The following is a 22,975-nucleotide window of genomic DNA, read 5'->3' as shown; positions in this document are numbered from 1 at the left end:
CAGGGCCGTGACCACGCCGCACGACATTGACGCAATGCTGGCCCCCCTTGACGGCGACACCGCTTCCGGAAGCGACCTGGAGTATGACCCGGACTTCCTTGCGCTGGAGGCTGCGGCGACGCCCAGGGCCGAGCGTGCTGTCGGCGAGAGCGTGATTGCCGCCGAGGAGCCGGACTGGGCCAGGGTCGAAACGCTCGCCCTGGCGCTGTTGGAGCGCACCCGCGACCTGCGCGTCGCGGCGCACCTGTGCGCGGCATGGACGAACCGCCGCGGACAGGAAGGCTGGGCCGACGGGCTGGCCCTGGTGCACGGCCTGCTGGCGAACCTCTGGGACAGCGTGCATCCACAGCTTGATGCCGAGGACGATGACGATCCCACGGCGCGGGTCAACGCGGTGCTCGCGTTGACCGATACCGGCGGAGCCCTGCGCTTGTTCCGCAGCGCACCGTTCGTGCAGTCGCCACGCCTGGGACGTTTCAGCCTGCGTGACCTGCGCATCGCCAACGGCGAGCTGGCGTTCACCGGTGAGGGCGAGGCGCCGACCTTGGCCGCGATCGAAGCCTGTTGCATGGACTGCCCGGCCGAACAGCTGCAATCCACGGTCGAGGCGGTGGAGCGGGCCGGACAGGGCGCCCGTGACATCGATGCGATGCTGACCGACCGGCTTGGCGTATCGGCGCCCGACCTCAAGCCGCTGCTCGGCGACCTGCATGAGCTGCAGAAATTCCTGAAGCCGCGGTGGGAAGCGCGCAGCGGCAACGGCGACGGTGCGGCGGCGGAAGGCGGGGAATCCGCTGGTGATGACGACGTGGTGGGCGGCATGCCGGCCGCGAGCGGGCGCATCTCCGGGCCCGCGGACGTGCTGCGCCGGTTGGACGAGGTGTGCGAGTACTACGCCAAACAGGAACCTTCCAGTCCGGTTCCACTGTTGCTGCGGCGTGCGCAGCGCCTGGTCGGCAAGGACTTCCGGGAGCTGCTCGAGGACCTGGCCCCGGGCGGAATGGACGAGCTGACGCGGGTCTCCGGCCCGCAGCCGGAAGACTGACGGCCGCGGCACGGCATTACGTGACACTGGTCACGTGCGGGAGCTCCTGCGGCTTGACTGCGGACGATCACTGCTCAATGGTGGCGCGCTGCGGGGGACACGCTCTTGGGGCAAGAAATCACCAGCCTGCTTCGCGCTTGGCGGGGCGGCGACATCCAGTCGAGGGACCGGCTCGTGGAGGCCGTGTACGCGACGCTGCGACAGATTGCGGCGGCGCGGCTGGCGGGCACGCCCGACAGCGTCACCCTGCGGCCGACGGTGCTGGTGCATGAAGCCGTGCTGCGGATGCTGCAGCAGCACACCGATTACTCGGACCGGGTGCACTTCTTCGCCCTGGTCTCGCTGAAGATGCGCGACGTGCTGGTCGACTTCGCGCGTTCGCGCGCATCGGCCAAGCGAGGCGGTGGACGTTCGGACGTGACGCTCTCGTGGGTCGACCGGATGGTGCCGGATGAGGGGACGTCCGCCGAACACGAGGCGCTGGCCCTGCACCAGGCGCTGCTCAGGCTGGGGGAGAACGACCAGCGCGCCGCGAACGCGATCGTGCTGACCTACTTCGGCGGCATGAATCGTGACGAGGTGGCGCTGGCGCTGGACGTGTCGCCGGCGACGCTGGACCGGGACCTGAGGTTCGCCCGGGCCTGGCTGAGCAGGGAACTGTCCTGATATAGCCGCCCAGGGGGGGGCGCTCGTGCCCCGGGATCAGGCGACCGGGTCGCCCTGTCCGTGCAGGCGCACGGTTTCCAGCACCTCTTCGCCGTAGCGTTCCAGCTTGCCGGCACCGATGCCGCCGACCCCGGCCAGCTCGGTTTCCGAGGCGGGCCGGCTCGCGGCGATCTCGCGCAGGGTGCTGTCGTGGAAGATCACGTAGGCGGGCACGCCCTGCTCGCGCGCCAGCCGTGCGCGCAGCTCGCGCAGGGTTTCGAACAGCGGCATGTCGGTGTCGGCGAGCTCGATGGCCGCCGCCGGCGTGCGCACCGCCCGGGCGCGCTCGCGCTCGCGGCGCGGGGCGACGATCCGCCGCAGCATCACCTGTTCCTCGCCCTTGAGCACCGGGCGACTGGCGGCGGTGAGCTGCAGCCCGCCGTAGCCTTCCGCGTCCACTTCAAGCAGGCCGTGGGCGACCAGTTGGCGGATCACGCCGCGCCAGGTGCGCGCGTCCAGGTCGGCGCCCACACCATGGGTGCTCAGGCGGTCGTGGCCGAACTGGCGGATCTTTTCATTGTCTGCGCCGCGCAGGATGTCGATCACGTGGGCCGCGCCGAAGCGCTGGCCGCTGCGGATCACCGCGCTCAGGGCCTTCTGCGCGGCCTCGGTGGCGTCCCAGCTCTGCGGCGGCTGCAGGCAGTTGTCGCAGTTGCCGCAGCCGACCCCGGAGGTACCTTCTGCCGGCACATACTCCTCGCCGAAGTTGGCCAGCAGCACCTGGCGCCGGCAGCGCATGGATTCGCAGTAGCCGACCAGGGCGTCGAGCTTGCGGTGTTCCAGGCGCTTGCGCTCCTCGCCCGAGTCGGACTGGGCGATCATCTGCCGCAGCAGCACCAGGTCGCCGAGGCCATACGCCATCCAGGCGTCGGCGGGTTCGCCATCGCGGCCGGCGCGGCCGGTTTCCTGGTAGTAGCCTTCGATCGACTTGGGCAGGTCCATGTGGGCGACGAAGCGCACGTCCGGCTTGTCGATGCCCATGCCGAAGGCGATGGTGGCCACCACCACCACGCCTTCCTCAAGCAGGAACCGGCGCTGGTTGGCCGCGCGTGTCCCGGCGTCGATGCCGGCGTGGTAGGGCACCGCGTCGATGCCCTGGGCGGCCAGGAACTCCGCGGTCTCCTCCACCTTGCGCCGCGACAGGCAGTAGACGATGCCGGCGTGGCCCTGGTGGGCCTGCAGGAAGTCCAGCAGCTGGCGCCTGGCGCTGTCCTTGTGCACCACGGTGTAGCGGATGTTGGCGCGGTCGAAGGAGCTGACGAAGCGGCGTGCGTCCTCCAGCTGCAGGCGCTCGGCGATCTCGCGCTGGGTGGGCGGGTCGGCGGTGGCGGTGAGCGCCACCCGCGGCACCTGCGGCCAGCGCTCGTGGAGGATGGTCAGTTCCCGGTACTCGGGGCGGAAGTCGTGCCCCCACTGCGATACGCAATGGGCTTCGTCAATGGCGAACAGTGCCAGGGTGGCGCGGTCGAGCAGGGACAGGAAGCGGCCGGTGAGCAGGCGCTCGGGGGCGACGTAGAGCAGGTCCAGGTCCCCGTCCAGCAATTCGCGTTCGATCGCCTGGGCCTGGCCGGCGTCCAAGGTGGAGTTGAGATAGGCGGCGCGCACGCCCAGCTGGCGCAGCGCTTCCACCTGATCCTGCATCAGCGCGATCAATGGCGAAACCACGATCGCGGTGCCCTCGCGCAGCAGCGCCGGCAGCTGGTAACACAGTGATTTGCCGCCGCCGGTGGGCATCAGCACCAGGGCGTCGTTGCCGGTGGCGACGTGCTCGACGATGGCGGCCTGCTCGCCGCGGAACGCGGAGTGGCCGAAGACGCGCTGCAGGACCTCCAGCGCAGAGTGCTCTTGTGGTGACGACATGCCACAAGGATACCGGCGCGCCGGTCGGGGGCCTATCGGAGAAGGTGCCGGTGGGCCGTCAGAGATCCCGGTCAGGTTCCTGATGATGGCTTGATCTCAAAGGCATGTGGGAAAGGCGACAATACGGCACTGTGTTACAGCTTGGATGTACATGAATCCTGGAAGCCGCCGCGCGACCGGCGCATCAAAACAGGCCCGGCGCGCCATCGACGGCGCGCTGGCGCGTGACCGCGGGCGCTTGATGGGTCTGTGGAACCGCTGGAAGGCCGATCCTTCCAAAGATGACGCGCGCGAGCGCTTCGAGCAGGCGCTGCAGGTCTCCGTGCAGACGCGTGAGCAGCGGGCCGCCCGGCTGCCCAAGGCCAGCGTGGATACCGGACTGCCGATTGCCACAGAGGCCGAGCGCATCGTGGAACTGATCCGCGACCACCAGGTGGTGGTGGTCGCTGGTGAAACGGGGTCCGGCAAGACCACCCAGCTTCCCAAGCTGTGCCTGGCCGCGGGCCGGGGTGCGGCAGGGATGATCGGCTGCACCCAGCCGCGCCGGATCGCGGCGCGGGCAGTGGCGCGTCGCGTGGCTGAAGAGCTCAACGTGCCATTGGGCGAGGAAGTCGGCTTCCAGGTGCGCTTCAGCGACCGGGTCAGCGATCGCACCGCAATCAAGTTCATGACCGACGGCATTCTGCTGGCGGAAATCGCTTCCGATCCCTGGCTCTCGGCCTACGACACGCTGATCATTGATGAGGCGCATGAGCGCAGCCTCAACATCGATTTCCTGCTGGGCTATCTCAAGCAGCTGCTGCAGCGACGCTCCGACCTGCGCCTGATCGTCACCTCGGCCACCATTGATACCGGTCGGTTTGCTGAACATTTCAGCGATGCACCGGTGGTGGACGTGGAGGGGCGGGGCTATCCGGTGGAGGTGCGCTGGCGCCCGCTGGAGGGCGAAGGCGAACAGGACGGTGAGCGCACGGTGGTCGACGGCGTGGTGGCGGCCTGCGATGAAATCATGCGCGAGCGCGGCACCGGCGACACTCTGATATTCCTGCCCGGCGAGCGCGAAATCCGCGATGCCCATCGGGCGCTGGAACAGCGCAAGTACCGCCATACCGAAGTGCTGCCGCTGTACGCGCGGCTGTCGGTGCGCGACCAGGACCGGGTGTTCAACCCCGGTCCGCAGCGACGCATCGTGCTGGCCACCAACGTGGCCGAAACCTCATTGACCGTGCCGCGCATTCATTACGTGGTCGATCCCGGCCTGGCCCGGGTCAAGCGCTACAGCCCGCGCCTGAAGCTGGACCGGCTGCATGTGGAGCCGATCTCGCAGGCCAGCGCCGACCAGCGCAAGGGGCGCTGCGGCCGCGTGGCACCGGGTACCTGCATCCGGCTGTACAGCGAAGCGGGTTTCCTCGCGCGACCGCAGTACACCGATCCCGAAATCCGCCGCGCCGCGCTGGCCGGGGTGATCCTGCGCATGCTCTCGCTGGGCCTGGGCGAAACCCGCGGGGGTGGTCGGCGTCGGCGGGGCCAGGCCGAAGCCATGGCAAAGGCAAGTCCGCGCCTGATCGAGGACTTTCCCTTCATCGATCCGCCCGACCCGCGTGCCGTGGCCGACGGCTGGCAGCAGTTGACCGAACTGGGCGCGGTGGAGGAGTCACGTACCCTCACGGCGATCGGCCGCTCTATGGCGCGGCTTCCGCTGGACGTGAAATTGGCGCGGATGCTGGTGGCGGCCCAGGCGCACGGCTGCCTGCGCGAGATGCTGGTGGTGGCCTCGTTCCTGGGCATCCAGGATCCGCGCGAGCGTCCTGCCGACCAGCGCGCCGCGGCCGATAACGCCCATGCGGAGTTTGCTGATCCGAAGTCCGAGTTTGTCGGCATCCTCAAGCTGTGGGAGGCCTATCGCCAGGCCCATGCCGATTCGACCCAGTCCCAGCTCCGGCGCTGGTGCGAGCGTAACTTCCTCGGCTTCCTGCGCATGCGCGAATGGCGCGAGCTGCACCGCCAGCTCAAGCTGCAGTGCACCGAGCTGGGATGGGATGCGACCGGCCCCGGGAAGGAAAGCCCGGCGGAAGCGTCCGACGGCAAAGAAGCTACCGCCCGCTACGCCACGCTGCACCGCGCCGTGATTGCCGGCCTGCCGACGCAGGTGGGCCAGCGCGTGGATCGCGGTCTGTATGAAGGCCCGCGCGGGCGCAAGTTCCAGCTGTTTCCGGGATCGCTACTGGCGCGACGACCGCCGCCGTGGGTGCTGTCGGCAACGCTGCTGGATACCGAGCGGGTGTGGGCGCTGACCAACGCCGCGATCGAGCCCGAATGGGTGATCGCCGAGCTGCCGCATCTGTTGGCCCGTCGGCACCACGACCCGCGCTGGGCGCGGTCGCAGGGACGGGTGATCGGCAGCGAGCAGATCAGCCTGTTCGGCCTGGTGCTGGCGCCGAAGAAGCCGGTGGATTACGGCCGCCTGTATCCGGAACAGGCCCGGGATATTTTTCTGCGCGATGGTCTTTCGCGCGGCGAGGTCAACCTGCGCAGCCCGTTCCTGGCGCGCAACGTGGCCACGCTCGAGAGCGCGCTGGAGGAAGAAGCCAAGCAGCGCCGGGTTGGGCTGGTGGTGGACGAGGACTGGATGGCGCAGTGGTATGCGCAGCGCATTCCGGGTGAGATCATCGATGCGCGTTCGCTGGACGCCTGGTACCGAAAGGTGCCCAAGGCCGAGCAGCGGGCGCTTGAATGGAGCCGCGAAGACCTGCTGGTGGCCGAGGAAAGCGACGCCTCCCGCTTCCCGCCCGTCATCGCCCTGGGTGATGCGCGGCTGGACGTTCTATACCGCTTCGAGCCGGGCGCCGCCGACGATGGCATGACCCTGGTGGTGCCGCTGCACCTGCTCAATGCGCTGGACCCGGCGCGCCTGAGCTGGCTGGCACCGGGCTTCTACCTGGACAAGGCGATGGCGATGATCCGCTCCCTGCCCAAGGCGCTGCGGCGCAACTTGGTGCCGGCGCCGGATTTCGCCAACGCCTTTGCCCATGCCCATGAGCGCCCGGAAGCCGATGACTTCGCCGGCACCCTGGCCAGGTTCCTGCAGCGGATGACCGGGGTGGCGATACAGGGCACCGAATTCGACGAATCCGCGCTGGACCCGCATTTGCGCATGAACCTGCGGCTGCTGGATGCCGACGCGCGGCATGTACTGGCTGAATCGCGCAGCCTTGAAGACCTGCGTGCCCGGTTTGGCAAACGTGCCGCGGAGGCCTTCTCCGCCCGCGCAGCCCGGGGCATGGCCAAGCAGGGGCTGACCGCGTTTCCACAGGATCCAGTGCCCGAATCCGTGCCCGGGGCGGGCGGCGTGGCGGCCTATCCGGCGCTGTCTGACGAAGGTGAAGCCGCTGCCCTGGCGGTGTATGCCGATCCCGCGCAGGCCCGGCGGCTGCATCCACAGGGTGTGCGGCGCCTGCTGCACATTGGTCTGGAAGTAAAAATGCGCCAGGTCCGCAAGCAGCTGCCGGTCAATCCGCGGACCGCGCTGCTGTACGCCGCCATCGAGGCGGGTGGTGGCGGACGCGCAGGCGATCTGCTGCGCGAGGATCTGGTGGACGGCGCGTTTGCCGCGCTGTCCAGCGAAGGGTTGCTCGAAGTGCGCGACGCGGACGCGTTTGCCGCCGTCAGGGACCGGATCGGGCGGGGATTGTCTGCCGAGGCCATGCGTCGGCTGCAGCTGGCAGAGGAGATCCTGGAGCGGATTGCCGCGATCCGGGCCGGCCTGGAGTCCACCCTGATGGGCTGGGCGCGGGCCAATCTGGACGACATGCATGCGCATCTGGCCGCGCTGGCGCCGCCCGGTTTTCTACGTGAAGTGCCCGAATCGCTGTTGTCCGAGTACCCGCGTTATCTGCATGCATTGGAGCTGCGGGCCGAACGCGCCCTGCGCGATCCCCAGCGTGACCAGCAGCGCATGCTGGAGCTGGTGCCGTTCGTCCAGGCGCTGGAAGAAGCCGGGCTGCAGGGGCAGGGGGCCGAGCCGGAATGGCAGGAATTCCGCCGCGACCTGGAGGAGCTGCGGGTCTCCATCCACGCCCAGGAACTGGGCGTGCGCGGCGGGGTATCGGCGAAGAAGCTGGCCCGGCGATTGCAGGCCATCCGTGCGGGGCAGCAGCCCCGCTGACGGTTACTGGACCCGGCGTACCTTGGCGCGGGTGTTGTAGCCCTCGATCTGCAGCCACCAGACTCCCAGGACACCGGGGCGGATGGTGACCGCGGGGTTGCTCACGCGCACGCCGTCCAGGCGGGCGCCATCGGTCTGCTCCCAGACCTGCCCGTTATCCAGCGTGTAACGCTGGCCGCGACCGAAACCGTTGAACTGGCCGTTGAGCGTCGCCTGCACCGGGCCGGGAGGCGGCGCCGGTGCGCCCTGCTGGACCTGTTGCAATGCCTGTTCCCGTCCTTCCTCGCGGCCCTGTTCCACTGCCCGTTCCACCGCCACGGTACTTTCCTGCTGCACCTGGCGCTGCAGCCAGCCGTCCAGGTTCGCCAGCTCCGCGGCGCTGAGTTTGTCCAGGCCAGCGGCGCGGAATTCATCAGCGCTCATCTGCTGCTGGATGCCCTGCTGGGCCATGGCGGGCGCGGCGCAGGCCAGCGCGACGGCGACGATCATTAAACGAAGGTGGGGCATGGACTGTTCCTCTTCGACGGTCGGCAGTAGTGTAAGCGCATCCCCATCCCTGAAGCAGGTCAGGCGGTGTCCCACGCCAGCACATCGCTGCAAGCCCTTTTTGAACTGCCGGAAACGGCCGCGCTGGATCCCGCGCTGCGTACTCTGCTCGGCTCCCACGCCGAGGCAGGGCATGTCGAAGTGCACGAGCCGCTGCCGCTGCTGGCGGACACGCTGGGATCGCTCGCGCGTCTGGAGGCGGATGCCGACATGGTCGGGGCGGCAGTGGTGTTTGCCATCAGGGAGTGGGCCGCGCCGCTGATGGCCCAGCTGGAAAAGGCCCATCCGCGCGTCCATGCGCTGGTGGATGGCCTGCAGGCCAGCGGCCAGGTCTGGGACCTGCATGCTGAGCGCGGCGGCCGTGGCAACCAGGAAGGATTGCGCCGCCTGTTGCTGGCCATTGTGCGGGACCTGCGGGTGGTTCCGATTCTGCTTGCCCAGCAGCTCGCACGGATGCGCGTGGCCGCACAGGCACCCGAGGCCACGCGCACTGCGCTGGCCGAACTGACCCGGGATATCCACGCACCGCTGGCCAACCGCCTGGGAATCTGGCAACTCAAGTGGGAGCTGGAGGACCTCGCCTTCCGCTATCTGCAGCCGGACACCTACCACCGCATCGCCAAGCTGCTGGCGGACAAGCGCAGTGCCCGCGAGCGATTCATCGAGCAGGTTCAGCAGGATCTGGCCAAGGCCCTTGCCGCGCAGGGCGTGCGCAGTGAAATCGCCGGTCGCCCCAAGCACATCTACAGCATCTGGAAAAAGATGCGGGCCAAGGACATTCCATTCGGCGAGCTGTACGATCTGCGCGCCGTGCGGGTGCTGGTTGACGATGTGCCGGCCTGCTACGCCGCGCTGGGCGTGGTGCACGCGCTGTGGGCGCCGATTCCCAGCGAATTCGATGATTACATCGCCCGGCCCAAGCGCAACGATTACCGCTCCCTGCACACCGCGGTGGTTGGTCCGGAAGGCAAGACGCTCGAGGTGCAGATCCGCACCCACGAAATGCACGAGCAGGCCGAGCTTGGCGTGGCCGCGCACTGGCGCTACAAGGAGGGCGGCTCCGGTGACGCGGCGCTGGAGCGCAAGATCGAGTGGATGCGGCGGCTGCTGGATACCCATCAGGAAGGCGGGGATGCTTCGCTGGCCAGCGCCTTGGACACCGAGCTGGTCGAAGACCGGATCTACACGCTGACTCCGATGGGCGAGGTGATCGATCTGCCGCTTGGGGCCACGCCGCTCGATTTCGCCTACCACGTGCACACGATGGTCGGGCACCGCTGTCGCGGGGCCAAGGTCAACGGCCGCATCGTGCCGCTGACCCAGGCGTTGGCCAGCGGCGACCGGGTGGAAATTCTCACCGGAAAGACCGCCGAACCGCGGCGCGACTGGTTGCAGGTGAGCAGTGGTTACCTGGCCAGCGGCCGTTCGCGGGAAAAGGTGCGCCACTGGTTCCACAAACTCGACCGCGCCCGCAACGAGCAGGACGGACGTGAGCTGCTGGACCGGGAACTCAAGCGCATGGGCCTGCAGCAGACCGACCCGGCGCCGGCCCTGCGCAAGTTCCGTGCAGCCAGCATCGAAGACCTGTACGTGCAGGTGGCGCTGGGTGACGTGGGCCCGTACCAGGTGGCGCGGGCGCTGCTTGAGCACGAGGCCGAAACCAGGCGTGGCGATGAGCCGGTGCCGCCGGTGGCCCGGCAGCCGCGGCGCAAACCCCGTCCCAGCGCCGAGTTCAGCGTGGTGGGCGTGGACAACCTGCTGGTGCAGGTGGCTGGTTGTTGCCGGCCATTGCCGGGCGAACAGATCGGCGGCTATCTCACCCGCGGGCGCGGAGTCAGCGTGCACAGATCCGACTGCGCGGCCTACCTGCGCCTGATTGCGCGCGAGCCGGCCCGGGCAATGCCGGTGGACTGGGGCAGTGCCGCCGGCGCACACGAGGCGGCAATTGTGGTCGAGGGGATGGACCGTCGCCACCTGCTCAAGGATGTATCCAATCTGATCGCGCAGGAAAACGCGCACGTGCAGGAAATCAACAGTGAGCGCCTGGGGGGATCCGGGCAGGTGCGCCTGCGGCTGCAGGTGCGGGTGCAGGATTTCGGCCAGCTCTCGCGCCTGCTGGGCAAAATGGAAGCGGTGCCGGGGGTTGAACGGGCCTACCGGCCCTGACCATCCGCCACATCGATCCGGCCGATCACGGCGCGCTTGAGCGCAGTCTCTTATGCTTTGCAGGTGAACAGCCCGCGTGATTCCCATTTATCCCGGATAACTCCCGGAGCGATCCCGTTCCTGGCAGCGCATTGGCGCTGGGTCGCCGGTGGCGCCGCGCTGTTGCTGGTTGCCCTGCTGGTGTTGCGCCAGCCACTGGCTGAGCGGCTGTGGCCGCAGAATTCCGCCCAGGACGCCCTGCGCCAGGCCGACGCCGCGCTGCAGCAGGGACACCTGACCGATCCCGAAGGCAGCGGTGCACGCGAACTGTATGAGGCCGCCTTGGCGATGGATCCGGATCGCCCGGAGCCGCGCCAGGGCCTGGCCGCCGTCGCCGACGCCGCGGTGGAGCAGGCACGGCGCGAATCCGCTGCGGGCCGCTACCCCCAGGCGCACGCCGCGCTGAAACTGGCGCGCGAACTGTCCGCGCCGCGCGGGGCGGTGCAGGCCGTTGCCGAAGCGCTGCGCAAGCGCGAGGCCGCGGACGCCGGGATCGACCAGCTCTGGGCCGATGCCGAGCGCGCCCACGAGGCCGGCAGGCTCTACGGCGATGAGGATTCCGCGCTGCCGCTGTACAGCCGGATCCTGCGCCTGGATTCCGAGCACCTGCAGGCCCTGCGTGGCCGCGATGATGGCGTGGCCGAGCTGTTGCAACAGGCCCGGGCTGCGCTGCGCAGCGGGACGCTGGCGGAGGCCGCCGCCATGATCGCGGTGGCCGCGGAATTCGATCCCGGTCACGTGGACCTGCCCGATACCCGGGCGCGCCTGACCGAGGAGCGTGATGCCACCCTGGCCCAGGCCGCCGGGGATCTGGACGCCGGCGAGCTGGAGCGGGCCGCACAGCGTTACCGCGCGCTGCTGGAAATGGATCCCGGCGACGAGCAGGCCGGCGATGGCCTGATCCAGACGGGCGTGGCGCATGCGCGCCGTGCCGCGCGGCTGGCGGCGGACTTCCGCTTCGCCGATGCCGATGCCGCCCTGGCCCAGGCGCGGGAGCTGGCGCCGGTGGATGCCCAGGTACGCAGCCTGGCCGAACGGGTCGACGCGGCACGCACGCGGCAGGCGCAGCTTGATCCGGCGCACTCTCCGGCCGAGCGTCGGGTGCTGGTCGCGGCGCTGCTGGAAGAGGTGGCCGCCGCCCAGGCCCGCGGCGATCTGCTCAACCCGCCCGGCGAGAATGCGTTCGACAAGCTGCGTGCGGCGCGCAGCCTGGCGCCGGATGATCCCCAGGTGCAGGAAGCCAGCGAACAGCTGCTGGCCGGCGCCACTGATTGTTTTGAGCGGGAATTGCGCGCCAACAGCCTGGGGCGGGCCAACGCCTGCCTTGATGTCCGGGTGGCCCTGGCCGATGACAGCGGTGAGCTGATTGCGGCGCGGCGCCGGTTGGCCCAGCGCTGGTTGGCCATCGGCGACGAGCGCCTGGGCGCGGGCAACCTGCCGGGAGCAGGCGCGGCGTTGGAATCGGCCCGCACCATTGACCCGTCGGTATCCGGGCTGGCCGAGTTCGCCCAGCGCCTGCGTACCGCGTCCGCCTCGCCCTCGCGCTAATCCGGTTTCGGCTTGAAGAACACCGCGCGGATGGTGTCGCGCGCCGCCTCGGGTGAAAAGTGCCGCTCGATGTTTTCATGCCCGTGGATGCTCAGCTCCATCCACAGCGTGGCGTCCCGGTACAGGTGCAGCACCGCAGCGGCGAACGCCTGTTCGTCCTCGGCCACCAGCACGTCGTGCCCATCGCGCAGCTGCATGCCTTCCACTGCCGTGCGGGTCGCTACCACCGGCTGTCCGTGGGCCATGCTGAGGTTGATCTTGCCCTTCACCCCGGCGCCATAGCGCAGCGGCGCGATCGCGATGCGGCAGCCGTCCATGTACGGACTGATATCGGGCACGTAGCCGTGCACGATCACGCCGTCGCGATCGGCCAGGGCCTCGATCTCCGGCACCAGGTCGCCGCCGATGCAGTGGAAGCGCACTTCCGGCAGGGCCGCGCGGATGGTGGGGAAAATCGAATCCACGAACCAGCACACCGCGTCCACGTTGGGCGGATGACGGAAGCCGCCCACGAACACCAGGTCGCGGCGCTGCTCGAACGGCAGTCCCGCGCCGGCAATCCGGTGCAGGTTGGAGACCAGCTCAACCCGCACATCAGGGGCATCACGGACCAGCAGCTCGCGCTCGGCCGGGCTGACCACCAGGGTCACGTCGCTGCGGGCCATCACCCCCAATTCCAGCGTGCGGGTGCGGGCCGCGGCGCGCTGCAGCGCTTCATCGCCCGCCAGCTCGGCCGCGCGCTGCTCGCGCAGGTAGTGCAGGTCCACGCTGTCGAACACCAGCTGGGCCTGCGGCGCATATCGGCGCAGCAGTGGCAGCAGGCTGCCAGCCACGTAGTGGCGGCTGGCGATCACGCTGGAAAACCGCGGCCCATGGGTGCGCAGCCAGGCCGTCATGCTGCCCATGTGGGGCGCATACCAGGTCTCGATTCCCAGCCGCTGCAGGTGCTCGGTATTTGCGCCGACATGACGGCGGTCGGCAGGCACGAACACCACGTGCGCACCCTCGTCTCGCAGCAGGCGCATCAGGTTCACCAGCCGCAGCGAGCCCGAATCCCGGTCCGGCGTGGGCGTGAGCGCGTCGATCACCAGGATCACCGGCCGCCCGTCCGCTTCGGGTTGCAGCGGATCGGGGGCGGTGAGCGGGTGTGTCTGCAGTTCCGCAGCCCAGCGCGCTGCAAACACCGGCTGGTTGCGCAGCTGCGAGGACTTCATGCCGGCCGACAGGTCCGTGCCGGCGCTGACGCCTTCCACGTGCACCACCCGCGCGTCCGGCTGGCACAGCACCTGGTGCCCGGCCGCACGCACCCGGAACGCCAGATCGGTGTCTTCGTAGTACGCCGGTGCAAAGTGCGGATCAAAGCCGCCCAGCGTTTCGAACAGCGACCGCCGGATTGCCAGTGCCGCGCCCGAGCAGTAGTCCACAGGTCGGGCGAAGCGCAGCAGGGGATGGTCGGGATCGGCGAAGCGGCCGCGACTTTCGGCGCGCCCGTCGCGCAGCACCCGGCCGCCTGATTCCTGCAGCCGCCCGTCGGGGTACAGCAGCTGGGCGCCCACCAGGCCGGCCTGCGGATGCTCGGTGAAGCTGCGCAGCAGCGCGTCCAGCCAGCCCGGCTGGGGCACGGTGTCGTTGTTGAGAAACACCAGGTACTCGCCCAGAGCCTGGGCGGCGCCGTCATTGCAGGCGGCAATGAACCCGCCGTTCTCAGCCCGGCGCAGATAGTGCAGGCCTTCGACCTGGGGCAGGATCGCCTCGGTCTGGTCGTTGGACCCGTCATCCACCACCAGAATCTCGATGCCGGCTGCGGGCGGTGCCGCGGCGATGGCCCGCAGACACGCCAGGGTGTGTTCGAACTCGTTGTATACCGGGATCACGATGCTGGCCCGGGGCTGCTGGCTGCAAGGAACGCGCAGCGCCTGGAACGGGCTGTAATCGGCTTCCAGCAGCGCATGTCGTTGCGGCGGCGCCAGCAGGCCGAGTTGGGCGGTGACCCGCTGCCAGGTGGGGCGCCAGCCGCGGGTGCGCAGGCTGGTGAGGCCGCGGCGCAGCAGCCCGGTGGCGCGGTCGAGCGCGAATCGCGCATCGGCCAGGGAAAACGGCATGGGTCTGGAACTCCAGCTGACTGAAAGGGTGCGTGCGAAACAGCCTGGCAAAGCGCTGGGCTAGACTGCGCGCGATCAATATTGTTGCATTAGCCGGCATCCTGCCATGGCGGGAAAGAGGTTCCATGGCCCGAATCCAGTACGACGAAGACGATGAAACGCCGCGCGGCCCGCTCGGCCGCTGGCGGCGCAGGCTGCTGATTGCGGTACTGGCGGCGATAGGCCTGGGGCTGGGTTTCCTGGTTCCCTACGCGCTGTACCTGAACAAGCAGCTGGAGCAGCAGTTCGGCAGCTGGAGCTGGCAGGAACCCACCCGGGTCTACGCACGTCCGCTGCAGTTGCAGGCCGGTCTGGCGCTGGATGCGCAGACCCTGCGTCATGAGCTGCAGGCGGCCGGTTACCGCGAGGGCGACGGGATCCGTGCCGGAACCTGGCTTGAAAACGACGGTGATTGGCGTATTTCCAACCGCGGTTTCGTGGACGTGAACGGCCCGGTGCCCCCGTCGCAGCTGCAGGTGAGGGTGACCGGTGGCCGCGTATCGCGTCTGCGCGGCGCTGATGACGACGTGCCGCTGGAGCAGGCCCGATTGGATCCGGCCCGGATTGCCACGCTGTATGGCGCCAACCAGGAAGAGCGCCGGCTGGTGCGGGTTGAAGACGTGCCGATGCTGCTGACCGATGCGCTGCAGGCCGTGGAAGACCGCGACTTCGCCCGTCATCACGGCATCGACCTGAGCGGAATGATGCGCGCCGCATGGGTCAACCTGCGCACCCGTTCCACCCGCCAGGGCGGCAGCACGCTGACCCAGCAGCTGGCGCGCTCAGGGGTGCTCGGGATCGGCCGCGAACAGACCTGGTCGCGCAAGTTCAACGAGATCATCTATGCGCTGCTGCTCGAGTCGCGTTACGACAAGGGCCAGATCATGGAGGCCTACCTGAACCAGGTGTACGTCGGCCAGCGTGGCGCCCAGGAGATCCGCGGCGTGGCAGCTGGCGCCGAGTTCTGGTTTGGGCGCTGGCTGGAGGAGCTCGACACCGAGCACGTGGCGTTGCTGGTCGGGATGATCCGGGGGCCGTCGTATTACGATCCGCGCCGCCATCCGGATCGCGCCCGCGAGCGGCGTGATTTCGCCCTGGCCCAGATGCACGCCACCGGGCTGATCGTGGACGAGGAGTACCGGCGTGCGCTGGCCGCGCCGCTGGGGGTGAGCGATCAGCCCGGCAGCCTGGCCGCCAACCGCTTCCCCGCCTACGTGGACCTGGTGCGACGGCAGCTGGCGTCCGAGTACCCGACCGACAAGCTGCAGGGCGCGGGCCTGCGGGTGATGACGGCCATGTCGCCTTCCGCCCAGGGCTACGCCGAGGGCGCGGTCCGGCGGACGATCGAATCACTCAGCACCGACAGCCGCCCGGAACTGCAGGCCGGCATGGTGCTTACCGATGTGCACAGCGGTGACGTGCTGGCCGTGATCGGCAGCCGCGATCCTTCCGAACACGGGTTCAACCGTGCGATCGATGCCCATCGACCGGTGGGATCGCTGCTCAAGCCATTCGTTTACCTGCTGGCGCTGGCCCTGCCGGGCGACTGGTCGCTGGCCAGCCCGATTGACGATGCGCCGGTGACCGTGGTCCTGCCCAACGGCCAACGCTGGACCCCGGGCAACGCCAACAACCGCAGCCACGGCGTGGTGTCGCTGATGGATGCGCTGGCCAATTCCTACAACCAGGCCACCGTGCGGCTGGGCATGCAGATCCATCCGCGGCGGTTGGCTGAGTTGATCGGCACCCTGGCCGGGGTCCGCGCCGAGCCCAATCCGGCGCTGATCCTGGGCTCGCTCGACCAGAGCCCCTATGCCATGGCGCAGCTGTACCAGTTCCTGGCGTCGGGCGGCGAGTTCCAGACCCTGCGCATGGTGCGTGGAGTGATTGACGAGGACGACCGTACGGTCAGTCGCTACGACGAGAGCGTGACCGAAGCCCAGGCCGGGGACGCCGTGGCGGTGCGGCTTGTCACCCTGGCCCTGCAGCGGGCAGTGACTTCCGGCACGGCGCGGCAGCTGGTCAACGACGGGCTGGGCCATCTGCAGGCGGCCGGCAAGACCGGCACCAGCAACGATGGCCGCGACAGCTGGTTTGCCGGCTGGACGGGTGATCATCTGGCCGTGACGTGGATGGGTAATGACCAGAACCAGGCCGCCGGGCTGTATGGCGCCACCGGTGCGATGCGGGTGTGGTCGGACATGTTCGCCCGTCTGCCCAGTGCACCGCTGGACCTGGGCGAGGGCGGGCTGGATTGGCGCTGGGTGGCGAACGGCTACAGCACCGACGCGGATTGCCCGCAGGTGCGCCGGTACGCGTTCGTGCCCGGATTCGCGCCGGCCTACCAGCCCTGCGATCATGGGCTGTCCGATTCGGCCGATGCCGCGCAGGGTCCTGCAGGCGCGGCGGGTGGCGATACCGGGTCGCGACCAGCCCGGCGCGGTTGGCGCAGCTGGTTCGGCCTGGATGAGCCGGACTCCGCAACACCTGCCCCGCAGGACACTCCTTCCCCCGACCCCGTACCCCAGCAGCCATGATTCGTAATGTCCGTTTTTCTACAGCCCTGGTCGGCATCGTATTGATGGCCGGCTGCACGGGTTCACCTGATTCGACCCGAACGCAGACTGGAACGCCGTCGGCAATCGCGGCCACTGCCACGGTGGCCGCGGTACGGGCCGCAGGCGCCGATGACGAGGCCGAACTGGCCGTCGCGCCGTTGCGCGATCCACGTGTCGAGGATCTGCGTATCGAAGCCGAACGGTTGGAGGCGGTCGGCGACATTGGCGGCGCTGCGCGCGCGCTGGACCTCGCGCTGGAAGAAGTGCAGGACGACCCGGCGCTGCTGCAGGAGCGGGCCGAGCTTGCCCTGCTGCAGCAGGACTTTGCATTGGCGGGCACGTTGGCAGAGCGCGCCTATGCGCTGGGAAGCCAGGTGGGTCCGCTGTGCAGGCGCCACTGGGCAACCCTTGAGCAGCTGCGTCTGCGCGAGAGTGATGCTGCCGGTGCGGCAGCGGCGCGCGCCCAAGTCGAAGGCTGTCGCGTGGCGGGCCCGGAGCGCTATTGAAGATGTTGCAAGCCGTGGAACCCGTGGGCTCCGCAGGAATGCGGACATGACCGCGATCGAACTCGAGGCGCCTGCGCTGTCGGAGTCGGTCCGCGATGCGCTGGGCGCCAACGGGGCGCTGGCCACGGCGCTGCCGGGCTTCGTGCCGCGACCGGCCCAGCACGAGCTGTCGGTGGCCGTCGCCGAGGCCTTTGGCCGACGTGACAGCCTGCTGGCCGAGGCCGGCACCGGCACCGGCAAGACCTATGCCTATCTGGTTCCTGCGCTGCTGTCCGGGCTCAAGACCATTGTTTCCACCGGAACCCGCGCGCTGCAGGACCAGCTGTACCACCGCGACCTGCCGGCGGTGCGCGACGCATTGGGCACCGGGCTGCGCACGGCCCTGCTCAAAGGCCGTTCCAACTACCTGTGCCATCACCGGCTTGAGCTGGCCAAGACCGAGCCGCGCATGTCTTCCGGTGCCCAGGCGGCACTGTTCCAGCGCGTGGTCACCTGGGCCGGGCGCACCCGCATGGGCGACCTGGCCGAGCTGGAAGCCCTGCCGGAAGGCTCGCCGGTGATCCCGATGGTCACTTCCACCGTCGACAATTGCCTGGGTACGGAGTGCCCGTTCTACAGCGAATGCTTTGTGGTCCAGGCCCGGCAGCGGGCCCAGGCCGCCGATCTGGTGGTGGTCAACCATCACCTGCTGCTGGCTGATCTGGCGCTCAAGCAGGAGGGGTTCGGCGAGATTCTTCCCGGCGCGGAAGCGTTCGTTGTCGACGAGGCCCACCAGCTGCCCGAACTCGCCTCCCAGTTCTTCGGTGAATCGCTGAGCGCGCGGCCGCTGGTGGAGCTGGCCCGCGAAGCGCTGCTGGAGTGCAAGGAAGTGCCCACCGCGCTGGCGATCTTGCAGGGGCCGGCGCAGGCGCTGGAACAGGCCGTGCGCGCGTTGCGGGCGCAGATGGAGCCGCTGCCACCGCGGGGCACCCGCCGACGCCTGGACGGTGAGGCGGCGGTTGATGAAGCGCTGGATGGGCTGGATCTCCGGCTGCGCGAACTGGCGCAGGCGCTGGAGCCACTGCGTGAGGCTTCGGTGGGGATGGAGGCCTGCCACGCACGTGCCGTCGAGTCGATCGGCCGGCTTGGGCGTTGGCGCGGAGAAAAGGTGCCCGACGATGGGATCGACAGCGGCGACATGGACAGCGGCGACACGGGCCTGGCCGGGATTGAGACGGCCGCAATGGCCTCGGCACAGCTGCCGGCCGATGCCGATACCGTGCGCTGGTACGAACTGTCGCCGCGCGGCTTCCGCCTGCAGCGCACCCCGCTGGACGTGGCTGGACCGCTGCGTGCGCATCGCGAAGCCTCACGCGCGTCCTGGGTGTTCACCTCGGCCACGCTGGCCGTGGACGGCCGCTTCGACCACATTGCCGCCCGGCTCGGGCTGGAGGAGCCGCGCACCCTGCTGGCGCCCAGCCCGTTCGACTGGCCCACCCAGGCGCTGTGCTATCTGCCCCAGCGCCTGCCGCCCCCCGGGGCGCGCGAGTTCAGCGGAGCGATGCTCGATGCCGTGCTGCCGGTGCTGCACGCCTCCAAAGGGCGCGCCTTTCTCCTGTTTGCCTCGCACCGGGCGTTGCGTGAAACCGCCGCGTTGCTGCGCGCATCCGACGCGCCCTGGCCGCTGTTCGTCCAGGGCGAAGCGCCGCGCAACGTGCTGCTGCAGCGCTTCCGCGAGTCCGGCAACGGCGTGCTGCTCGGCGCCGCCAGCTTTCGGGAGGGCGTGGACGTGGCCGGTGATGCGCTGAGCGTGGTGGTGATCGACAAGCTGCCTTTCGCCGCGCCGGATGACCCGGTATTCGAAGCGCGCCTGGACGCGATCCGCCGCGCCGGGGGCAACCCGTTCACCGATGAACAGCTGCCGCAGGCAGTGATCGCGCTCAAGCAGGGCGTCGGCCGGCTGATCCGCAGCGAGCGTGACCGCGGCGTCCTGGTGCTGTGCGATCCGCGCCTGACCGGCAAGGGCTATGGCCGGGTGTTCATGGACTCCATGCCTCCGTTCGCAGTGACCCGCGATGTGGCCCAGGTGCAGGCCTTCTTTGAATGAAACCGTCCCGATGAACCTGATTGCATTTGAAACCTCCACCGAAGCCTGCTCGGTAGCCGTGTGGCGCGACGGCGAGGTGCTGGAGCGCTTTGAAATCGCGCCGCGCCGCCACGCGGAACTGGCGCTGCCGTGGGCGCAGGCGCTGCTGGCCGAAGCCGGCATGGCCCGTTCGCAATTGGATGCGGTGGCCGTCGGGCGTGGGCCTGGCGCGTTCACGGGCGTGCGGCTGGGGATTGCCTTGTCCCAGGGCATTGCGCTGGCGCTGGATCTGCCGATGCTGCCCGTCTCGACCCTGGCCGCCCTGGCGCTGCGTGCCGAGCGCCCGGGAAAAGTGCTTGCGGCGATCGATGCGCGCATGGGTGAGGTGTACGCAGGCACGTTTGAACGCGTGGGTGCCGATCTGGTCGCCCTGGGCCCGGAAACCGTGTGCGCACCGGATGCAGTGCAGCTGCCCGCAGGCGGTGACCATGCGTGGCACGGCGTGGGCACCGGCTTCGCTGCGGTCGAGGGCGCCTTGCAGGCGGCCCTGGAGCCGCGGCTTGCCAGCGTGAATGCCACCGCGCTGCCCCGGGCGGGCGATATCGCCCGGCTTGCGGCCCAGGCATTTGCGCGCGGCGAGGCGGTGGCCCCGGAACTGGTCGAACCCGCTTATCTGCGCGACAACGTTGCCCTGACCCTGGAAGAACAGCGCGCCCTGCGCGCCGCACGCTGACGCGCTCGCGTTGGCGCGCTCGCGTTGGCGCGCTTGCGTCGACGCGCTTGCGTCACAACGTTCCCGATCAGCTGTCGACCAGGGTTCCCGCAGGCAGGAACTGCCAGGTGCGGGTGACGTGCAGCACGTCGATGTTTTCTTCGGTTGTTGGCAGGGCCGGGTAGGGTTCGGCCAGTTGCGCGATGCGCAGGGCGGCCTCGTCGAGCAGGTGGATGCCGCTGGAGCGGATCACCTGCGCGCTTTCCACCGACCCGTCGCGGCGGATCGCCACGCTGATCACCAGCTCGCCGGCCAGCTGCCGGCGCCGGGCTTCGTCGGGGTAGTTGAGGTTGCCGATCCGCTCCACCCGGTCCACCCACTGCCGCAGATAGGCGGCGTAGGCGTATTCCTGGGTGCTGGCGGAGACAAATTTGCGCTTCGGACGCTTGGCGTACTGCTCCGAGCGCAGGTGGATCTCGGCCGCCAGTCGGGCCATTTCCATATCGCGTTCAATTCGCTGCTCGCCAGCAGGCAGCGTGCTGGGGTCGGCCTGCTGGGAAGGGTCCGGCGTCGCCACGGTATGTTCGCCCCGGTGGCTGGTGACCACCCGGGCCTGCGGCGGGGGCTGCGCATCCGGCGACTGCGCGCGCAGCGGCTCGGGGGCAATGCCGGTCTGGTCCTGCGGCGCCAGGCCGAGCTGTGATTCACGCGGGCGCAGGCTTTCCTCGTGCTCGCCGCCTCCCTGGTTGCTGGCCTGGGCCAGAAAGTCCGCCTGGGCCTGGGTCAGCGGGCTGGTGGTTTCGGTCAGGATCACGTCCAGCGTCGGGGTCACCGGAGCGGCATCGTCCAGACTGAAGCCGATTCCCAGCACCAGCATGCCGTGCAGCAACAGGGACAGCACCAGCGTGGCGCCGAGGCGCTGCTGGTCGTCCACCTGAGGGCCGGGCGGAGCAATCGCCAGACTCATGCCGGCAGCGTCACGCTCCGGCCTCGATCGCCGCGAACAGGTCGCCGGCAATATCCAGGCCGAACTCGGCGTCCAGCTCGCGGATGCAGGTTGGGCTGGTGACGTTGACTTCGGTCAGCCAGTCTCCGATCACATCCAGACCCACGAAGATCATGCCGCGGCGCTTCATCTCCGGCCCTACCTGGGCCGCGATCCAGCGATCGCGATCACTCAGCGGCCGGCCTTCGCCGCGCCCGCCCACCGCGAGGTTGCCGCGGAAGTCGTCTCCCTGCGGAATACGTGCCAGGCAGTAGGGTACCGGCTCGCCGTTCACCAGCAGGATGCGCTTGTCGCCGTCCACGATCTCGGGCAGGTAGCGCTGTGCCATGGCGGTGCGGCGGTTGCCGTCGGTGAGCGTTTCCAGGATCACGTTGATGTTCGGGTCGCTGGGGCCGGTGCGGAAGATCGAGCGCCCGCCCATGCCGTCCAGCGGCTTGAGAACAGCGTCGCCATGTTCGGCGACGAATGCCTTCAGCTCCGCCGAGCTGCGCGATACCAGCGTGGGCGGGCAGCACTGGGGGAATTCCAGCGCCGCCAGTTTCTCATTGAGGTCGCGCAGGCCCTGCGGATCGTTGACCACCCGCGCACCGGCGGCCTGGGCCAGTCCCAGGATCTGGGTGTCGTAGATGTACTCGGCATCCACAGGTGGATCGCGACGCATCAGCACCACGTCGCCGTCGCCAAGCGCGCGGCGCGATTCCGGCCCCAGCTCGAACCAGTCCTGCGGATCGTCCCGCACGGACAGCGCCGCCATGCGGGCCTGCGCAACTCCCCCATTCAGAGACAGCCCCCCGGGCAGCACGTAGTGCAGGCGATGGCCGCGACGCTGGGCGGCGAGCAGCATTGCGAAGGTGGAATCCTTGGCAACGTTGATCGCGCTGATCGGATCCATGATGACAATGACATCAAGCGTCATGGGCTGCGCTACCGGTGGCGACGGGAGGCGGCAATGTTAGCAGCAGCAGGGGGCCGGCCAGAGGCTGACGGGGGTCACGGATCGGGGTTAAAGTGCTTCGCGTGCTTGACAGTCCGGCCGCCGATTGGGATATATGGTCGGGTTGCAGCGGCACCCGGAAAGACCGGCGCGCCGCGCCAGGGGAAGATTTAAATGACCGTAGAAGACACACCGGCCGGCAGCCTTCAGGGCTTGCGGGTCATGGTGATTGACGACTCGAAGACGATCCGTCGCACCGCCGAGACGCTGCTCCGCAGGGAAGGGGCGGAAGTCACCACCGCGGTGGATGGTTTCGAGGCGTTGGCCAAGATTGCCGACCAGCAGCCGCAGATCATTTTCGTGGACATCATGATGCCGCGCCTGGATGGGTATCAGACCTGCGCGCTGATCAAGAACAACCAGCTGTTCAAGTCCACGCCGGTGATCATGCTTTCGTCCAAGGACGGCCTGTTCGACAAGGCCCGCGGACGGATCGTGGGCTCGGAGCAGTACGTCACCAAACCGTTCACGCGCGAGGAACTCCTCGACGCCATCCGCAAGCACGTCAACGCCTGACCGGGGGGCAGGCATATCCATGGCACGAATCCTGTTGATCGAAGACTCGCCGACCGACACGGCGGTGTTGACCCAGCTGCTTGAGCGCAACAGCCACCAGGTGCTTGTCTCCAGCAGCGCCGAGGACGGCATCGTCCTGTGCAAGCGCGAGCAGCCCGACCTGGTGATCATGGACATCGTGCTGCCGGGCATGAACGGCTTCCAGGCCACCCGCGCGCTGTCGCGTGATACCGAAACCGACCACATTCCGGTGGTGATCGTCAGCACCAAGGGCATGGAAACCGACCGCGCCTGGGGGATGCGACAGGGCGCCCGCGGCTACCTCGTCAAGCCGCCGGCCGAAGCCGAGCTGATCGAGACCATCAACGGGCTGCTTGGCGGCGCCAAGTGATCACCCAGCGCG

16 protein-coding genes are annotated in these 22,975 nt (G+C 69.0%); 11 read left to right on the top strand and 5 right to left on the bottom strand.

The window, feature by feature from the left end; all coding sequences use genetic code 11:
- Positions 1-7 precede the first annotated feature (7 nt).
- Complete coding sequence (tssA, locus tag WCE59_RS06670) at positions 8-1,045, top strand: type VI secretion system protein TssA (protein ID WP_449284123.1); 1,038 nt, start codon at positions 8-10, stop codon at positions 1,043-1,045.
- Positions 1,046-1,150: 105 nt separating this feature from the next.
- Positions 1,151-1,711 carry an ECF-type sigma factor gene (locus WCE59_RS06665; RefSeq protein WP_343257960.1) on the top strand — a complete coding sequence of 187 codons (561 nt, stop codon included), beginning with the start codon at positions 1,151-1,153 and terminating at the stop codon, positions 1,709-1,711.
- Positions 1,712-1,747: 36 nt separating this feature from the next.
- Here the strand turns inward: WCE59_RS06665 and recQ are convergent, their stop codons facing one another.
- Entirely contained in the window at positions 1,748-3,610 is a 1,863-nt protein-coding gene (recQ, locus tag WCE59_RS06660) for a DNA helicase RecQ (RefSeq protein WP_343257959.1), read from the bottom strand.
- Between the two features lie 151 nt (positions 3,611-3,761).
- On the opposite strand from recQ, the gene hrpA reads away from it, so the two are divergent.
- The gene (hrpA, locus tag WCE59_RS06655; protein ID WP_343257958.1) at positions 3,762-7,775 is read left to right on the top strand and encodes an ATP-dependent RNA helicase HrpA; all 4,014 of its coding nucleotides are present in this window, start codon (positions 3,762-3,764) and stop codon (positions 7,773-7,775) included.
- Between the two features lie 3 nt (positions 7,776-7,778).
- On the opposite strand, the gene WCE59_RS06650 is transcribed toward hrpA, so the two are convergent.
- Positions 7,779-8,264, bottom strand: coding sequence for a hypothetical protein (locus WCE59_RS06650; protein ID WP_343257957.1), 486 nt, complete (start codon positions 8,262-8,264; stop codon positions 7,779-7,781).
- Between the two features lie 57 nt (positions 8,265-8,321).
- On the opposite strand from WCE59_RS06650, the gene WCE59_RS06645 reads away from it, so the two are divergent.
- The gene (locus WCE59_RS06645) at positions 8,322-10,487 is read left to right on the top strand and encodes a RelA/SpoT family protein (RefSeq protein WP_449284127.1); all 2,166 of its coding nucleotides are present in this window, start codon (positions 8,322-8,324) and stop codon (positions 10,485-10,487) included.
- A 63-nt stretch (positions 10,488-10,550) separates the two neighbouring features.
- Positions 10,551-12,074 carry a hypothetical protein gene (locus WCE59_RS06640; protein WP_343257955.1) on the top strand — a complete coding sequence of 508 codons (1,524 nt, stop codon included), beginning with the start codon at positions 10,551-10,553 and terminating at the stop codon, positions 12,072-12,074.
- Here WCE59_RS06640 and WCE59_RS06635 read toward each other — a convergent pair.
- Entirely contained in the window at positions 12,071-14,176 is a 2,106-nt protein-coding gene (locus WCE59_RS06635; protein WP_343257954.1) for a glycosyltransferase, read from the bottom strand. The genes WCE59_RS06640 and WCE59_RS06635 overlap by 4 nt on opposite strands.
- A gap of 125 nt (positions 14,177-14,301) precedes the next feature.
- On the opposite strand from WCE59_RS06635, the gene mrcB reads away from it, so the two are divergent.
- From mrcB to tsaB, 4 genes are all read left to right on the top strand, one after another.
- The gene (mrcB, locus tag WCE59_RS06630; RefSeq protein WP_343257953.1) at positions 14,302-16,752 is read left to right on the top strand and encodes a penicillin-binding protein 1B; all 2,451 of its coding nucleotides are present in this window, start codon (positions 14,302-14,304) and stop codon (positions 16,750-16,752) included.
- 122 nt (positions 16,753-16,874) lie between these two features.
- On the top strand, positions 16,875-17,279 hold the full coding sequence (locus tag WCE59_RS06625; protein ID WP_343257952.1) for a hypothetical protein: 405 nt from the start codon (positions 16,875-16,877) through the stop codon (positions 17,277-17,279).
- 46 nt (positions 17,280-17,325) lie between these two features.
- Entirely contained in the window at positions 17,326-19,365 is a 2,040-nt protein-coding gene (locus WCE59_RS06620; RefSeq protein ID WP_343257951.1) for an ATP-dependent DNA helicase, read from the top strand.
- A 10-nt stretch (positions 19,366-19,375) separates the two neighbouring features.
- Entirely contained in the window at positions 19,376-20,077 is a 702-nt protein-coding gene (tsaB, locus tag WCE59_RS06615; RefSeq protein WP_343257950.1) for a tRNA (adenosine(37)-N6)-threonylcarbamoyltransferase complex dimerization subunit type 1 TsaB, read from the top strand.
- A 67-nt stretch (positions 20,078-20,144) separates the two neighbouring features.
- Here tsaB and WCE59_RS06610 read toward each other — a convergent pair whose 3' ends face one another.
- Positions 20,145-21,023, bottom strand: coding sequence for an energy transducer TonB (locus WCE59_RS06610; protein ID WP_343257949.1), 879 nt, complete (start codon positions 21,021-21,023; stop codon positions 20,145-20,147).
- Positions 21,024-21,033: 10 nt separating this feature from the next.
- Entirely contained in the window at positions 21,034-21,978 is a 945-nt protein-coding gene (gene gshB, locus WCE59_RS06605; protein ID WP_343257948.1) for a glutathione synthase, read from the bottom strand.
- 192 nt (positions 21,979-22,170) lie between these two features.
- On the opposite strand from gshB, the gene pilG reads away from it, so the two are divergent.
- Together pilG and WCE59_RS06595 are read left to right on the top strand one after the other, a co-directional pair.
- Positions 22,171-22,572 carry a twitching motility response regulator PilG gene (gene pilG / locus WCE59_RS06600; RefSeq protein WP_343257947.1) on the top strand — a complete coding sequence of 134 codons (402 nt, stop codon included), beginning with the start codon at positions 22,171-22,173 and terminating at the stop codon, positions 22,570-22,572.
- Between the two features lie 19 nt (positions 22,573-22,591).
- Positions 22,592-22,963 (top strand): response regulator, encoded by a 372-nt coding sequence (locus WCE59_RS06595; protein WP_343257946.1) that lies wholly within the window; start codon positions 22,592-22,594, stop codon positions 22,961-22,963.
- Positions 22,964-22,975: the final 12 nt, after the last annotated feature.

The organism is Luteimonas qiangzhengi (assembly GCF_039548515.1).
GTDB lineage: Bacteria > Pseudomonadota > Gammaproteobacteria > Xanthomonadales > Xanthomonadaceae > Luteimonas.
The sequence above is the reverse complement of the archived record's forward strand: the minus strand, read 5'-3'. Positions and strand labels throughout refer to the sequence as shown.

Bases quoted from the DNA above. Each gene is read 5' to 3' on its own strand.
- recQ (WP_343257959.1), bottom strand. From the start codon at position 3,610: ATGTCGTCACCACAAGAGCACTCTGCGCTGGAGGTCCTGCAGCGCGTC.
- hrpA (WP_343257958.1), top strand. From the start codon at position 3,762: ATGAATCCTGGAAGCCGCCGCGCGACCGGCGCATCAAAACAGGCCCGG.
- WCE59_RS06650 (WP_343257957.1), bottom strand. From the start codon at position 8,264: ATGATCGTCGCCGTCGCGCTGGCCTGCGCCGCGCCCGCCATGGCCCAG.
- WCE59_RS06635 (WP_343257954.1), bottom strand. From the start codon at position 14,176: ATGCCGTTTTCCCTGGCCGATGCGCGATTCGCGCTCGACCGCGCCACC.
- mrcB (WP_343257953.1), top strand. From the start codon at position 14,302: ATGGCCCGAATCCAGTACGACGAAGACGATGAAACGCCGCGCGGCCCG.
- WCE59_RS06620 (WP_343257951.1), top strand. From the start codon at position 17,326: ATGACCGCGATCGAACTCGAGGCGCCTGCGCTGTCGGAGTCGGTCCGC.
- tsaB (WP_343257950.1), top strand. From the start codon at position 19,376: ATGAACCTGATTGCATTTGAAACCTCCACCGAAGCCTGCTCGGTAGCC.
- WCE59_RS06610 (WP_343257949.1), bottom strand. From the start codon at position 21,023: ATGAGTCTGGCGATTGCTCCGCCCGGCCCTCAGGTGGACGACCAGCAG.
- gshB (WP_343257948.1), bottom strand. From the start codon at position 21,978: ATGACGCTTGATGTCATTGTCATCATGGATCCGATCAGCGCGATCAAC.
- pilG (WP_343257947.1), top strand. From the start codon at position 22,171: ATGACCGTAGAAGACACACCGGCCGGCAGCCTTCAGGGCTTGCGGGTC.
- WCE59_RS06595 (WP_343257946.1), top strand. From the start codon at position 22,592: ATGGCACGAATCCTGTTGATCGAAGACTCGCCGACCGACACGGCGGTG.